The organism is Myxococcus xanthus (genome assembly GCF_006402735.1).
In the GTDB taxonomy this organism is placed as follows: domain Bacteria; phylum Myxococcota; class Myxococcia; order Myxococcales; family Myxococcaceae; genus Myxococcus; species Myxococcus xanthus_A.
Map to the genome: position 1 here is coordinate 4,243,462 of NZ_CP017174.1, position 15,714 is coordinate 4,259,175.

Genomic DNA, 15,714 nt, shown 5'->3' on the forward strand with positions numbered 1-15,714 from the left:
AGCCGCTCTTGCAGTTCTTTACGGCGTCATTATGCCACGCGGATTTTGGCCTGTGTCTTTCGGGGGTCCTCCGAGAGATTCGGCCGCACTTTCGGGGTGATGCCCAGGCTACGGAGTAGTTCGTCCGCGATGTGCCAGGCCAGGAGTGGTGGGACGCTGTTGCCGATCTGTCGGAAAGCGGGGTTCATGGTTCCGGCGAAGCGGAAGCCATCGGGAAAGGACTGAAGGCGCGCAGCCTCACGCACCGAAATCACTCGCTGCTGATCTGAATCGTAGTGGATGTGGCTGTAGGTATCCTTGCCCAGGTGAGCCATCAGCGTTCTGGCGGGCTCATCGGCGGCCATCTTGCGCCACTTGTTGGGGAACTTTCCGGGGTTGTATGGCGGAACGAATGCGGCTTTGAGCTCCTCGTACTCAAGTGAGCCCTCTGTGAGGCGAGCACCCGATCTCCGTCGCTTCTCCAATTCCTGTGCGAAGAACTGCGTGGCTCGCACATGTGCCTTCGGATAGTCCTCCCCGGACTTCATGGCTTCGAAGAGCCGGTAGTCGCGCTTGGTCAGGCAGCGGGTGACGTGATCCCTGAGAAAACCGTCGGACTCGAATCCTGGCCACTCCCGCATCAGTCGTGCGAAGGCGCTGTGCGGGGCCGTGGTATGGGGCACATGACCGTTGAGGTGACGCGCGCCACGACGATCCCTGTTGTGGAGATGATCCGTCAATTCGGGCAAGTCCGCGAGGGCCTCGGCGACTGTCACCGCGGGAGGTGCGTTCGCTGGGGCGGCAGGCGGCGCGACATACCAGGACCCTTTGTCCGAGGACTTCGCCAGGACGTTCTTGAGGGCCACATTGCGGCTGCTGGAATATCCCCGTGGAAAATCCACCTTCCGCGTCGGCACGGGAAAGCTGGGGTCGCTCCTGGTCTCCTTGTGGACTGCGACGAGAAAGAACCGTTCGCGCATTTGCGGAACGTCGTAGCTCGCCGCATTCATGAGTGTATATGCGCAGCGGTAGCCCATGGTCTTGAGCGACTCGCAGATTTCATCCCCGAGGTTGTGCCCACCCCAGTTGAGGATGTCGGGGACATTTTCCATGACGAGTGCCAGGGGCTTGAGCGCCTGGACATACTGCAGGTACTGCACATAGAGCGTTGCCCGGGGGTCCTGCTTGAAGGCCTCGGGATGCTGGAACACTTCCCGGAGCTTCGCCCGGCCGACGCGTGTGAATGCGGGGCAGGGCGGACCGCCGACGATCACGTCGACCCCCTCATTTGGGGGACGCTTCAGCAGATGGTTCAGCGAGCTGGGCTTGAGCTGCAGGATGTCCTTGGACATCGCGTGCCAGGGAGCCGCTGAGCGATCTTTCAGCGGGTGGAAGTTCAACGCGTGTGACTTGGCGGCATGCGCGTCGATCTCGACTCCTCCAACGCTGACGCAGCCCGCGCTGACGAAGCCGAGCGTGAGGCCCCCACACCCGGAAAAGAGGTCCAGCAGCCGCAGCGGCTCTCCTCTCCCGATCCTATCCAGCTTCGCCCTGATGCCTGGAGCCATGCCGTCCGGACTTATACCGTAGGGTCTCCGGCCATCCCACTTCTTGATCTGCTGCTTCGGTCCGGAGTTCATGGCCTCTTCCACTTCTTCGTGCTCCGTCGTCCGACCACGGTTCGAGTCTCGGTGGCGTCTCGAAGTTCCTCCATCCAGCGCTGCTCCATGTCGCCCTCGCCGACCTGTGGGATGACCTGGACGACCCTCCACGATGCGGATGGAGTCCATTCTCTGTCCTGGAGTGCTTGGCGGACCCACTCGACTACCTCCGCGAGGGACTCGAAGATCTGGTGCTCCCAGAAGCGGCAGACGCGCCAGCCACCTTCTTCGAGGAGGAGCGTTTGTCGGCGGTCCCGCTCGACGTTTTCTCGCAGCTTGGAGGACCAGAACTCGTCACGCGTTCGCGGGCGCACATAGTGCTCGGGGCACCCATGCCAGAAGCAGCCATCGATGAAGACAGCAACCTTGTGCCTGGGGAAGACCACATCGGGCCTTCCATGAGTAGTTCGCGTGTGCAGGCGGAAGCGCAGTCCGGCCCGCCAGAGCGCCGACCGGAGCAGACGCTCGGGAGAGGTGTCTCGGCCGCGGATCCGCGACATCTGTTCGGAACGGGAGAGGCCCATTGGTAGGTCCTACCTAACAGGTTCTGTGTATCATTCCTACTGAAGGGTGGCCCGGTGTTCATGGGCGGTCAACCAGCGCAGGAGCCTGTACCAGACCAAGCATGTCGGGCTGACTGTTCAGCTGCCGTGCCACGCGTGGGCGGATGACGCCACACTCAGTCTGTCTGCCCGGACTGCACCTTGGCCGCGCCTGCCACAGTCGACTTCTTGTCGCCAATGGGTCTTAGGCAACCCTGGTGCCGTACTGGTGACGGCGCTCGGTTATCTGCTCGGTCTGCATTCCCGGAGCCGCTTCTTGGGAGTTCGGAAACTAGGATAATGTGGAACAGACCTGCCACCGGGGGGCTGGCTTCTATTGCTCGGGGCTAATACGCGCTCCGGGGGGCATGCCGGGGAAGACGAGGGAGCGTTGCGCAAGGTTGGCGAAGTCGTGTCGGAGGCCGACTACGAGATTGCAGAGCCGCGGGCGTCGTCCATGCTCGAGGCGCTTCGGGCAGTGGGCTATAGCGTGCAGACGGCGCTGGCGGACTTGATCGACAACAGCATCACGGCGGGAGCGCGCAACGTCTGGCTCACCTTCCACTGGGGTGGTGAGGACTCGCACATCACCCTGCGGGATGACGGCCGCGGGATGTCCGAGGCTGAGTTGGCGGATGCCATGCGCCCCGGCAATCGCAGTCCGCTGGACGAACGGGCGCCGAACGATCTCGGGCGGTTCGGTCTTGGTCTGAAGACGGCCTCCTTCTCTCAGGCACGCCGTCTCACGGTTGCTTCGCTCAAAGCCGGAGGCAGGTGGGCCATCCGGCGTTGGGATCTCGATTACGTGAGAGACAGCAGGGAGTGGCGCCTGCTCAAGACGGAGGCCCCAGGTTCTGCTTCTCGTCTCTCCACGCTGGACGGGCAGCGGCAGGGAACTCTCGTGCTGTGGGAGCAGATGGACCGCATCGTTGGGAAGGTGCGCAAGGACGATGCCCAGGCCCAGAGCCGCTTCCTAGCATTGGCGCGCACTGTAGGGCGGCACCTTGGAATGGTCTTTCACAGGTACCTCGAAGTAGAGGACGGTCGGCCGCCCTTGCGCATATATCTCAATGGCAGCGATGCCGACTCGCTGGTTCGCCCATGGGACCCCTTTCTCTACTCTCATGTGGCCACGTACCAGTTTCCTGAAGAGGCACTGAAGCTCCGGAAGGAGCAGGTCCAGGTGACTGGCTACGTCCTGCCGCACAAGGACCGCATGAGAGAGGACGAGTATGAGGCTGCTGCCGGCCCGGGGGGCTGGAACACCCAACAGGGCTTCTATGTCTATCGGGAGCGCCGCCTGCTGGTCGCTGGAGGGTGGCTCAGTCTGGGGTATGCGACCGAGGAACACTACAGGCTCGCTAGGTTGAAGGTGGACATCTCCAACTCGACGGACGCCGAGTGGGAAATCGATGTCAAGAAGTCCCGAGCCCGGCCTCCAACGGAACTGGAAGAGCGCCTGAGGGAGCTTGCGGATGCGGTCCGCAAGCTGGCTCGGGAGGTGTTCGTCCACAGGGGGGCTCGAGGGCGGACATCTGGTGTTCACGAAATCGATGATGCCTGGGAGTCGGTCACCACCCGTGGTCGGTTTGGCTATCGCGTCCGTAGGGCGCATCCGCTCGTGAAGTTCGTCATCGAGCGCCAGGGCAGCGATCAGAAGCCGCTCAAGGCACTCCTTCGTCTGCTGGAGGAGACGGTTCCCGTCCAGCGAATCTGGCTGGATGCGTCCGAGAAGCCCGAAGCCCACGCTGAAGCCTTCGAAAGCGAGCCGCCCGCCAGGGTCGCGGAGGTGCTTGGGGAACTCTTTAAGGCTCTGCGCGCAGATGGCGAAACGGAGGAGTCCGCTCGGGAGCGCATCCTCTCCATGCGTTCATTCGCTCAGTACGCGAAGGCCATCAACGAATTGGGCTCGAAGAAGCGCTAAGCCGCGCCAAGCAGCAGCTCATGAAAGGAATGAGCAGATGAACAATGCCTACGATAGCGCCTGGAGCATTGCGCAGATTCTACTCAGGGGCCAAGTGCAGCAAGGCCAGGTGCTGACCCGGGACATGATTGCAGCGAAGGTCGATCTTGCGCTGCAGATGGATCTGAACATCAAGAGCCAAGTTGATCGCGAGCGCCTCGTCGCGGACCTGGAGTCCTCATTCACGGTGTGGATGGGCAACGCAGTGACCCTCGAGCACAACGAGGACCACATCGCATGGCTGAACAGCCGCAAGTCGGACATCGATTGGAAGTTCTGGAAGCGCTACCAGCGCCTCCTCCAGCAGAAACGATGGGCTGCCGCGAGCCTCGAGAAGCTCGATGAACTGACCTATGAAACGCTCGGCCGGCTCGAAGATCCGAACCGCAAGGGGATGTGGAGCCGCCGGGGCTTGGTAGTAGGGCACGTTCAGTCGGGAAAGACAGCCAACTACACGGGGCTCATCTGTAAAGCGGCGGACGCTGGCTACAAGGTCATCATCGTCCTCGCGGGTATTCACAAGAGTCTGCGCAGCCAGACGCAGATTCGCTTGGACGAAGGCTTCCTCGGCTACGAGAGCAAGGACGAGTCCGTTGAAGGGTCAATCTCAAAGCATATCGGCGTCGGGTTGATCGATCCCAGTATTCGCGCGAACACCATCACGACTCGATCTGACGACGGCGACTTCAAGATGAGTGTTCGACGAAACTTCCACATCGGGCCTGGAGGCATCCCGCTTCTCTTCGTCGTCAAGAAGAACGCGCGAGTGCTGGCGAACCTGAATTCGTGGGTCGAGCGCTTCGCGCAGAAGACGCTCACAGTCCGTGACGTTGAGAGGCGTGTCGTGCCCGATGTGCCTCTCCTGGTCATTGATGACGAGGCGGACAACGCATCCATCGACACCCGGGCCCAGGAGTTCAATGAAGAGGGGCGGCCGGACCCTGACCACGATCCAACCGCCATCAACAAGCAGATCCGGAAGCTGCTCCACCTCTTCGAGCGGAATGCCTACGTTGGCTACACGGCCACTCCGTTCGCAAACATTTTCATCCACGATGTTGGCCAGACCGACGCTCACGGTGCGGATCTGTTCCCCAGGAGCTTCATCACGAATCTCCCCGCACCGTCCGATTACGTCGGCCCAGTACGTGTCTTCGGGTTGGACCCGGACCCGATGCTGAACGCCGAGGAGAGGGAGCCACTCGGCCTCATACGACACATCTCCGACCATGCCGAATCGCCCAACCCTGGAGAGCGAAATGGTTGGATACCTCCTGTTCACAAGAAGGAACACAAGCCCCGTTTCAAGGGGAAGAGTGAGCTCCCACCGTCCCTGCGAACGGCGCTGCACTCTTTCGTGCTCGTGTGTGCAGCACGCCGCGCGCGTGGACAGATCAACGAACACAACTCGATGCTTGTGCACGTTACCCGGTTCACCGATGTGCAGAAGGAGATCTTCGGCCAAGTGAAGCGTGCTCTTAAGGAAGTGCAGGACCACCTGGAGTTGGGGACGGCAGCGGGAGTTACAGGCCTTCACTCGGAGCTGCGTCGCCTCTGGGATGAGGACTTCGTTCCTACCACCCAATCCATCAATGATCTGTCGCTGCCAGTTCTTTCGTGGTCAAAGGTTTCGTTGCACCTCAAGGCCGCTGTCGCTGGCATCAAGGTCAAGCAGATCAATGGCACGGCTGGAGACGTGCTCGATTACGAAGAGCACCGCGCAACGGGGTTGAGCGTCATTGCGGTAGGGGGGGACAAACTCGCGCGCGGCCTGACCCTGGAAGGGCTCTCGGTAAGCTATTTCCTCCGCGCCTCGCGAATGTACGACACTCTCATGCAGATGGGCCGCTGGTTTGGCTACAGGCCCGGCTATCTGGATCTCTGCCGATTGTACATGACCGAGGAACTCGATGACTGGTTCCAGCACGTGACGATGGCCGGAGAAGAACTGCGTCAGGAGTTTGATCGGATGTCCGCCGTGGGTGGCTTTCCGGCCGACTATGGGCTCAAGGTTCGCTCCCACTCAACGTTGCTGATTACTTCTCCAGTCAAGATGAGGAACGGGGTTGATCTTATGATCTCGTTCGATGGAGATATCATCGAAACGACCAACTTCGACCCCCGGCGGGAGGTGCTGGAGCACAACTTGGCCAGCACGGTCAGGTTTCTTGAGAAGCTTGGCAGGCGTGCTCCAGGTTGGATTCAGTCTCGTCCGAGTGGGTCGGAGGAGTGGGAGACTTCCTACGTATGGCCAGAGGTGTCGGCTGAACAAGTCGCTGCGTTCTTAGCCACACTCCATGTGCCGCAAAGCTCTACAAAGGCTGTGGGGGTCTTGCTTTCCGAGTACATCAAGAAGCAGCTCTCCCAGAGTGAGTTGAGTCAGTGGACTGTGGTGCTGTTCGGCGGTGGCGAGGGAGTGAAGGAAAATATTGCTGGGTTGCCCATCGGGCTCACGAAGCGACAGGCCAAAAACAAAGACGCTACGAATGGCTTATACAAGATCCGTCGCTTGGTAAGCCCGAGAGATGAGGCTATAGACCTTGATGCTGTTGCGTATGCACGGGCGCTTGAGTTGACCAAGGATAATTTTCATCCTGACTCTGGTCGAACGAAACGGGACAAGATGCCGGAGGCGCCCAGCGGCCCATTCATCCGCCAGGTGCGTTCCAAGGACCGTGGTCTCCTCATTATTTATCCGCTGGATCCGGCGGCAGACACCAGCAAGGTGCTGCAGCTCACCAGTCCGATTCCAATCGGCTGGGCAGTCAGCTTTCCTGCATCTGACACCGCCCTGAAGGTTCCATATCGTGTCAATAATGTTTATTGGGAACAACAATATGGGAGTGTGATGTGAAATCTGTCGAGGAGGCATGGAGGCTCATTGCCGAAGAGCCCAAGCTCCAGGCCGGGCTGGTCGCGCGACGCATCTACCCCGAATCTCGTCTCGAAATCTATGCTGGCCTCGACAGGCCATCTGACGTACCGCTCGTCTGCATCCATGCCAAGCCCGCTGCGCTTCGTATGGCTGGCGAGCGTCTCTCTTCGGCTGGCTTCGTGCTGCTGCGGGAGATTAACCCGCACCCCGGCCCGAATTCAGTCAGGCTTAGTCTCAGGCTCGCGGCCCCACCATATCGTGATGTCTTCGGAGTCCTTGCCCAGGATATTGTCGACAGCGTTGCCAAGGCGGTGGACCAGCGTAACGCTGTTTCGACCTTCGTTGAGCGGCTCCGTCGGTGGCAGGAGTTTCTCGAACGGCATGGTCCAGAAGGTCTCGGGGCTCATGCCCAGCGCGGTCTGTATGGTGAGCTCTGGTGCCTGCGTCATCAAGCCATTCGGCTCATGGGTGCAGAGTGCGCCATCCCTGCATGGACAGGGCCCGATCGGAGCAACCAGGACTTCCAGTTCGCGTCCTGCGCCGTCGAGGTGAAGACGACCGCGAGCAGCCCGCACCATCAGGTGGCGATCTCCAACATCCGGCAGCTCGACGAAGTGCATGTGCCAGCCCTGCTCTTGCTGCATGTGGCGCTCGAAATCCGACATGATTCCGGCGAGACGCTCGTAGGGATGGTGGAGTCGCTGCGGGATCTACTACGCCCTTCCGGGCAGCCACTTTCCCTGTTCGAGGAGAAGCTCCGAAGTTGGGGCTACCTCGATGTTCACGCAGTTCGTTACGGGGAGGCCGCGTATGTGGTGCGGTCACATGGCTTCTATCGCGTGATGGGCTGCTTCCCCCGGCTCACCGAAGCGGACATACCCGACGGAGTCGGAGACGTTCGGTACTCCGTCGCGCTGTCGGCATGCTCTGCCTACCGGCTGTCACCGGATGCAGCGGCAGCGCTCATCGTTGGGAAGTGACAATGTCATTGAGCCCGGAGCTTCTTGAGTTTGCCAGTGAGTTCCACGCTGAAATCGTTTCCTTTGCCCGAGGAGAGATGTCGGGTCACGCGAGTGAATCGCAGGCGGCGGAGTTCAAGGAGAACGCCTTCACCGAGCGGGTGGTGGACATCATCGCGGAAGCCGGTGCCATTACTGGTGGGCATACCTGCTACTTCCGCAAGGAACTCGGGAACCGTCAGCTCAAGGCGAACGGTTACAACGTGGGGGACGACGAGGAGCATCTCGACATCATCATCAGTATCTACAGAGATACTCCCGTTCCGCCGACTCTGCGCATGACAGAGGTTTATCAGGCTATCCAGCGTGCCTTGAACTTCGTCAGTGCGGCTGCGGCTGACCTCTCGAGTAAGATGGAACAGGCCCACCCTGCCTACGACATGGCGGAGCGGGTCAGGGAGGTCTTCTCTAAAGGCAGTGTGCAGCGTGTGAACGTGATCGTGCTCACGGATTGTGTGGTGCGTGAGCACCAACTGCAGAGGCCGCTGAAGATTAGCAAGCAATCCCGGATCGATGTTCGTGCGGATATCTGGGACATCGAGCGTCTGTATCGGAGCATGAGTTCGGGGCGCGTCCGCGAGACGATCGATATCGACTTTGGCGAATTCGAGCGCACCATCCCCTGTCTGCCGGTTCCAATCTCCGAAGGCGAATACGGAGCCTACCTCGCCGTGGTTCCGGGGGAGGTTCTCTACAAGCTGTACGACGAATACGGTGAGCGGCTCCTCGAACTCAACGTTCGTTCCTTCCTTCAGGCTCGTGGCAAGATCAACCGCGGCATTCGTGACACGCTGCTCAAGGAGCCTCAGCTCTTCTTCGCCTACAACAACGGTATCACAGCGGTGGCGGAGGACGTGAAGACGAAGTTGCTCCCGGACGGGACGACGGCTCTTGTCTGGATCAGGGGGTTGCAGATCGTCAACGGTGGCCAGACGACGGCCTCCATCCACCGTGCTGGAAAGAAGGACCAGGCGGAACTCTCTCGGGTCTTCGTGCAGATGAAGCTCTCACAGGTGCGCTCAGTGCATCTTGAGACACTCGTTCCGCGCATCTCCCTGTATGCGAACAGCCAGAACAAGGTAAACGAGGCCGATTTCTCCGCGAATGATTTGTTCCATCAGAAGTTGGAGAGCCTCTCGCGTACGATTTGGGCACCAGGCGAGCAGAGCCGCTGGTTCTACGAGCGCGCGCGCGGTCAATACCAGGTAGCCCGTGGGAAGGCCTCTACACCCGCCAAGCAGCGACAATTCGACAGCATCCATCCGGCATCACAGATGTTCACGAAGACGGATCTTGCGGTCTTTGAGCACAGTTGGGGTCAACGGCCCGACTTGGTCAGCAAGGGATCCCAGAAAAACTTCGTGGAGTTCATGCTCTTGTTCAAAGCGCAGCAGCCCGATTTCATCCCGGACGAGCAGTACTTCACCCAGCTCGTAGCTAAGGCAATCATCTTCCGTAAGGTCCAGGCGCTTGCACGTGAAGCCAGGATTGGAGCGTATAGAGCGAACATCGTTACTTACTCGGTGGCGTATCTTGCATCCCGAGTCGGTGCGCGCTTGGATCTTGCCGAAATCTGGCGAGCGCAGAAGCTGGCGCCTCAGCTGGAGGCTGCGCTTCATGGGCTGCTGATGCCCATTGAAGAAGCCATCAAGCGAACAGCTGAGGGGCGGAACGTTACGGAGTGGTGCAAGAAGGAGGAGTGCTGGGACGCTATCAAGGCCATGAATTTTCCCGTCCCGGCCAATGCGGTGGGCGCGTTGTCCGCTTCGCGTGTCGCCCGGAAGGGGGCCATGAAGGAGGTGCAGGAGAACCTCCGGAAGGCAGCGTTACCCAAGCTTGCGGAAGCCGTGAATATCGCTCTGATCAGCTTTGCCCGAGCGGGACAGAAGGGAGATGCGGCTTCGATTGCGGACGCAATAACGAAGACACTTGCACCAGGGGGGCTCGAGATTATCAACAACGTCCCGTCCGGAGGAGTTCTCTGGGTTGTTGGCGGTATGGAACTTTCATCGATCATGAGGGGTGTGCGTGAGCATGGGCTTCGCGCCGAGTTTCGCGAAGGTGGCGGCAGGGCAACCGAGCACCGCCCTGCGTGGTACATCACCTGCTGAGAGCGGCTGTCGGCCTCGCACGTGGCGAGCAGGGAGCTCAGTCCCGCTAGGTTCCAACCTGCCTCGTCACTGCCGACGAAGAGGTAGTTCTTTCGTAACCGACCGACGGTCAGTTGCCGGCGATCTGCTCATCGACTGGCCAGCGACACGAGCAACTACTCGGATCAAGCGCAGTGCGTCCGACGCACTCAAGGATAATGCACAACGCCCTTGGCCATTTTAACCATTTCCCATACTGCAAAGGCCTTTTCGGGAAGAGGAGTCTTCGGGTCGCGTGCGAGCGCTTGTGACGCCGCAAGAAGACTTTTGGAAAGAAGCTTGGCGCAGGTTGCTGCATCTGCGCCAACGTTCAAATGTGCAAGTATCCCCTCAAGCAATGCGTTCGTTTGTCGCTCGAACATTGAGGGATGGGTCGCAAACTTGTACTTGATCTTAAAGCCAACAAAGCCAGATGCGCCTGCGTCAATGAGAGTAGGACCAAGCGCGACGGCAGTGCAACAGGCTATGAAATAACAAAACTTGCCTTTGACTAGATGCGCATCATCAGTCCCAATGGCGGTCTGACTACTTGGGCAAAGCAGGCGGTCATCATGCCCGTGCGTAAAGGCGACTACGACGTTTGCGACGTCCCGTTCCAATACATCATGTAGGCGCGCAGCGGCCTGTGGGGAAAATGCGCCATAATCGATATACGAGCGTGGAACAATGTGTTGTAGAAAAACATCAACAATTCGCCGCGCCACAGCTTCCCATGCGTCAAGTTGGCCGGCCGCTCCTGGGCGGATGATTACGGTTTTCACGGTTTCTGACTGGCGAGTATCTGAGTGAGCCCTTGGCGATAATGGTTGAGTAAAGCTCGGCCTTTTGAGGTCGCCTTCTTCATCTCCTCCAGCGCTTGTCGAAGCGAGTACTCAGACCCATCTTCCGTAACTAAAAGTGGCGCGTCAGCATCCGGACTGTATTGAACCCATTCGTCTAGGGCGGCAATTACTTGACGCTGCTTCGCAATCTCGCGCTCAAGGACAGCCGGGAGCGCCTTCGGATTATCGCCCTTCTGTAGAATGAAGTCAATGCCATTGATTGCCAGGTCAGTTCGGGCGTCTCCGGCCTCTAGTCCGAGGGCGCCGCTCATGAGCACGACAGGGATATAGGCATCGCTCTCTCGAATGCGGTGAAGCACTGAAAGTCCATTTGGACCGTCTTTTAGGTCAAAATCCAAAACGATCGCATGGGGACGGAATGTCTCAAGGTCTTCTTTCAGCTTGTCAGCAGAGTCACGGACTTGGACCTCGTAGTCATCCAATTCCAGCGATTCCTTGACCGTTGCTCCGTATGCTGAATCGTCGTCGATTACCAGGATTCTTTCGGTAGGTTTCATTTTGCACGCGGAATTGCAATCTCAAATGATGCACCAGCGATCGTGCTACTTTTCTTCAGACTCAGACTCCCTCCATAATCGGCAGCGATTTCGCCCGCGATCGGCAGGCCCAATCCGGAGCCGTTGGGCTTGGTCGTCCAATACGGCTCGAAGATGACGCCCTCATCCTCGGTAGGCACACCGGGTCCTTGGTCGGTGACGGTTATGAAGGCACTTCCGTGTTTTGCGAAAACAGAGAGAGTTACCTGCCCTCCTTCTGGACTCCAGAACAAGGCATTGTCGACGAGGTTTCTAACGGCTTGATATAGCTCTCCATAGTCTACCTCGACCTCCGCCGGACTCGACGGCGACGCAAATTTGATTTCAATGTTTCTCTTGCTTGCTGGTTCGATGAAATCGCTTTGGATGTCGATGGCTAGTCTGCTGAGGTCGATTTTCTCAATCCTTCTGCGTGCGCGCGTGAACGGAAGGAGTCTGCGCACTTCCCGAGCTACGATGCCCGCCGATTCATCTGCACGTGCCAATGCTTCGGATACTCCCACAATAGTGACGGAGGCTTTTGCTAGGCGCTTGAGGCCATTGTCTATCGCTCGGCGGATAATGTCGACCTGCTGCCTGATTTCATGAGCCATCCGAGTTGCTACTACTGATAGGCTTAGGATTCGACGATATCTTGAAATTTCTTGCGAAATCGTTTCTTCTGCGGACGATTTTTCTGCCTCTGCTGCGCCAATCATTGCGAGGACTTGCGTGCTTGCAACTGATTTCGATGTTTCCGCTATTTCCCGCAGTCGCTTGAGGCTTTCCAATTCAAAGAGCCGCCTCCCGGATCGGCGTTGCTTGGTGGTCGGCTTGTCGACGAGTATTCGGTTTTCGATCTCTCTGATGACCTGTCTGATCGCTGAGCGAAGATCGTTGAAGGCGTCATTGTTTACCAAGCCTTGGCGATTGGTCTGATCGCGAAGTTCTGGGTTGTCTTGCTCGCTTAGGTAGATGCATCCAATGATTTGGCTGTTGCTGAGTCTCTCTTTGGGCGTGTTGATTCGCTCTTTGTCGAGGTCGAGCCAATCGTTACCTGATTCACCATAAGGGAAGACGCGGAAGCCGTCTCTATAGACTGAAATTCCCGACCACTTGTCAAGCAGTCCTCTAGCCTCTTGAAGCGAGAGATCCAGTGTCTCGCGAATCCCAGCCAGTCCTTCAGCGCTTCTGACCCAGACGTCGATTTCAACGGCAAAATGGCCGGCTGCGCTCTTCTTTCCCTTCGCTCCTCCGCCAAGGGGTCGCACGCGCTCAGACTCATCGTTGATTATAATTGCAATTTCGTCTTCGGTTGGGCTGTGTGCGCGAACGGCCGCCCTCACTCGCCAAGGACAGAGTGTCCTGAGTGACTGCGGAAACTGGCCTATGTCCTCGGAAATCCCATCAACCTCCAGCTTTACCTGGAACGTGGCAAGTGCTGGAGGTATCACAGGTCTGCCCAGAACTTCTGTGGATCTGAATGGAGGAAAAAGCTTTAGTAGTTCTAATTTAAGATGGGCGATTCTGTCTTCGGACCAAGAGCTGCGGAGGTCTTGGAGGAATAGACTGGTGCCATGGCCAATGGCAGGGGTCGGATGGGAGTCAATCTGTGGATGGATTTCGTCGAGAAACTTCATAGGATCGTCGAACTGATTCCAGTCGACGACCGCTCTTGTTGCTGTCGTCTCTCCCTCTTTCTTTGTGATGAGTACTAGCTTTCTAGCGAGTTTATCAGCGGCAAAGCGACCAACGCCCTTCTTGCCAAGAAGCGGCCGTCCCGATGGAGATGCCTGCCGAAGTTTCTTGTCCGGGGTAGCAGGTTGGAGCCATGACCCAAGGACGGTCTCCTTCGACATGCCGTGTCCGTCATCAATGATGTCAAGACTTCCGCCAAGTGCATTTTGGGCATTGTGAAATGCGACCTTGACGCTTAGCGCATCTGCGTCCCATGCATTCCTGACTAGCTCGACGACGGCAATGGTTTCGTCGCTGATTAGTTCTTCACCAAGGAGTCGTAGGACACGAGCTCTAGGACGAAAGACGTGCTGCCCTTCCGGGGTTGCCATGAGAGTGACACTAGCGCAGGATTGAGGCAGGCCGTTTCCAGAAAGTGGGCCAGTCAGCATCTAACTTGGCTCGCTGTCGGAATGTACCCCCCCTGGGTCAGGGAAGAAGTCGCCTCGACTGACGTGCCGAGCTGACGACGCCTTGGGGGCGAGAGCAGGCAGGACGCAGTGTTGTACACGGATGCATTCAATGCGCAGATGGTGAAGCAAATGGTGGGCCCAGGCGCGGTGAGTGCCGCGGCGTTGGCCCGCCAAGTGGGAGTCTCCCAGCCGAGGTGGGCGCACTCACCGTCCCCGAGCCGGTTGCGGACTCGTCCGAAGAGCAGTCGTCGCCGCGCTGAGAGCTTCCCGCTCACGGCCTCAAGATGAGGCGTCTGCTCGTTTCACCGAAGACGGGATTCGTTCAGCGGATACCCAATTCCGCGTCCAGGTCCACCTCCTCGTGTGGGGCGGTAGGACGTCTCACGTCTCGGCTGGGATCGTCACGAGAGGGAACGGCGAGAGCTCACGAAGCTTGATGACGTGCGTGGCCTGTAAGCCGGGCAAAATGGGGGTGTGGCTCCCATCCTGATCAAGCTGCGCGCCGCACCTCGGCCCTCTGCGGTGCAAGCGTGAGGTGCATGGCTGCGTCCCACCGTTCGGAGAGCACCAGGGCGCGCAAGTCCAGGATGTGCTGGCCGGACGCCTCCTTCCAGCGGGCGCCGGGGCGCTTCATGCGCAGGGAGACGAGAGACTTGCAGGTGGCCTCCACGTTGCCGCTGCCAATGGGAAGTCCCCGTGCGCGTGCCTCGGCATAGTGCATTCGCTCGCCGTGGTTCTCCAGGTAGGTGAGGGCCTCGTGCACCGGCTGGCAGTCACCGAGGACGACATGCCGCTTGCCGCTGGCGTGCAACGTCATGGCAATGGTCCACGACGCTCCGGGCGTGTTGAGCAGGGACAGCTTCCACTTCTCACGCAGCGCGGAGGCCTTCTCCTCCCCAGCCACCACGCGCGCCGCACTCCCAAGCTTCTCCATCAGGTGCCAGAAGTCCACCAAGCGCGCCGGCTTCTTGGCCGCGGGGGCGTGGGTGGCCAGCGCCTCGTCCAGCAGGGCGTGCAACTCAGGAGCGCCATCGGTGAGGACGACGACGGACAGGCCGCGCCGTCTGGAAACCAGGGCCTGGACGTCGCGGGCCAGGCGCTCGGCCACCTCGCGGGCCTCGCCCCGCGGCATCCGCCCGTAGCGCAGGGTGCCCAGCGCTTCGCCGTGGGCGTCGTGGAAGGTGAGGCAGGCCGCGTAGGCCATGCGCCAGACGACGTCCACCGGGCGCGTGGGGGCGCCCTTGCGAGGGTGGCCCACTGGCCGCCGCTTCGGCTCCTCCATCGGCACGGCCACCCTGTCCATGCTGACGCTCACGCCGCGAGTGCCTCGGGGCACTCTCAGCTCCCGGGCCAGCGCAGCCTCCACCCGAGGCCGCTGGCCGCCATACAGCGCTCCCACCGCATGCCCCACCCGCTCGAAGGAGGCTCGGCAATACGGCAGCACACCCACCTGACGCGCCGTCGCTTCTGCCTCCCGCGAAGTGCCTCGCGCCAGCAGGTACGCCATGGGCACCGCCGCCTCCGGTAACCAGCCGTCAGCCACGCACCCGGCTTGGACGCTGACGGTGTCCACCGTGGGGCCATTGCGCTCGCCCACCCGCCGGTAGAGGCTTCTCTCTATTTCGACGGGCCCTTGCCGCGTCTTGTACGTTGCCGGGTCCCGTCCGACTCGCACGTAGGACTGGCCTTCGATGAGGACTCGCGCCGCGTCGAGGTCGAGCCCTCGAAGCAACCTCCGCTTCATCAACCGCTCCGTTTGTTCCGCTCCGGCATTCACCTCCTGCCATGCGGCGTCGAACGCGGCCAGGTCCCCTCTGCTCGCTCCCTCCACCCCTCGGTGGGCGCGCTTCAGCGTCTCCTCCAGCGCCTTGACGCTGTCCTCGAATCCTTCCGGCACTTCGATGGTCACCTTTGGCATCGTTGGATGTCCTCCAGTGGCACAACCCACCAGTGGCCTCGCATGCTGCCGACCATCAGGCCTCCGGTGGTCCCCTTGCCTGTCAGCTCGCTCGCTGCTC

Annotated in this window: 10 protein-coding genes; 4 read left to right on the forward strand and 6 right to left on the reverse strand. The window is 59.8% G+C overall.

Annotated features, from left to right (window positions below; genetic code table 11):
• Nucleotides 1–29 precede the first annotated feature (29 nt).
• Both BHS09_RS18080 and BHS09_RS18085 read right to left on the reverse strand, forming a co-directional pair.
• Entirely contained in the window at nt 30–1,619 is a 1,590-nt protein-coding gene (locus BHS09_RS18080) for a DNA cytosine methyltransferase (RefSeq protein WP_140798430.1), read from the reverse strand.
• The gene (locus tag BHS09_RS18085; RefSeq protein ID WP_140798431.1) at nt 1,616–2,164 is read right to left on the reverse strand and encodes a very short patch repair endonuclease; all 549 of its coding nucleotides are present in this window, start codon (nt 2,162–2,164) and stop codon (nt 1,616–1,618) included. The genes BHS09_RS18080 and BHS09_RS18085 overlap by 4 nt, the downstream gene beginning before the upstream one ends.
• 409 nt (nt 2,165–2,573) lie before the next feature.
• Here BHS09_RS18085 and BHS09_RS18090 point away from each other — a divergent pair, with 409 nt between their 5' ends.
• Genes BHS09_RS18090 through BHS09_RS18105 form a run of 4 tightly spaced genes read left to right on the forward strand, consistent with a single transcriptional unit; the run spans nt 2,574 to nt 10,150 of the window.
• Nucleotides 2,574–4,106 (forward strand): ATP-binding protein, encoded by a 1,533-nt coding sequence (locus BHS09_RS18090; protein WP_140798432.1) that lies wholly within the window; start codon nt 2,574–2,576, stop codon nt 4,104–4,106.
• A 37-nt stretch (nt 4,107–4,143) separates the two neighbouring features.
• Nucleotides 4,144–6,999: a Z1 domain-containing protein gene (locus tag BHS09_RS18095; RefSeq protein WP_140798433.1), complete on the forward strand. Its 2,856-nt coding sequence runs from the start codon at nt 4,144–4,146 to the stop codon at nt 6,997–6,999.
• On the forward strand, nt 6,996–8,000 hold the full coding sequence (locus tag BHS09_RS18100) for a PD-(D/E)XK motif protein (protein WP_140798434.1): 1,005 nt from the start codon (nt 6,996–6,998) through the stop codon (nt 7,998–8,000). Before BHS09_RS18095 ends, BHS09_RS18100 begins: the two co-directional genes overlap by 4 nt.
• A 2-nt stretch (nt 8,001–8,002) precedes the next feature.
• Nucleotides 8,003–10,150 carry an AIPR family protein gene (locus tag BHS09_RS18105; RefSeq protein WP_140798435.1) on the forward strand — a complete coding sequence of 716 codons (2,148 nt, stop codon included), beginning with the start codon at nt 8,003–8,005 and terminating at the stop codon, nt 10,148–10,150.
• A gap of 188 nt (nt 10,151–10,338) precedes the next feature.
• Here the strand turns inward: BHS09_RS18105 and BHS09_RS38615 are convergent, their stop codons facing one another.
• The 4 genes from BHS09_RS38615 to BHS09_RS18130 form a co-directional block, all read right to left on the reverse strand.
• Nucleotides 10,339–10,950: a hypothetical protein gene (locus BHS09_RS38615; protein WP_161605160.1), complete on the reverse strand. Its 612-nt coding sequence runs from the start codon at nt 10,948–10,950 to the stop codon at nt 10,339–10,341.
• The gene (locus tag BHS09_RS18120) at nt 10,947–11,528 is read right to left on the reverse strand and encodes a response regulator transcription factor (RefSeq protein ID WP_140798437.1); all 582 of its coding nucleotides are present in this window, start codon (nt 11,526–11,528) and stop codon (nt 10,947–10,949) included. The genes BHS09_RS38615 and BHS09_RS18120 overlap by 4 nt, the downstream gene beginning before the upstream one ends.
• A complete protein-coding gene (locus BHS09_RS18125; RefSeq protein ID WP_161605161.1) occupies nt 11,525–13,615 on the reverse strand; it encodes a sensor histidine kinase in 2,091 nt (696 codons plus the stop codon). Before BHS09_RS18125 ends, BHS09_RS18120 begins: the two co-directional genes overlap by 4 nt.
• 571 nt (nt 13,616–14,186) lie before the next feature.
• On the reverse strand, nt 14,187–15,614 hold the full coding sequence (locus tag BHS09_RS18130; protein ID WP_140798439.1) for an ISKra4 family transposase: 1,428 nt from the start codon (nt 15,612–15,614) through the stop codon (nt 14,187–14,189).
• Nucleotides 15,615–15,714 lie beyond the last annotated feature (100 nt).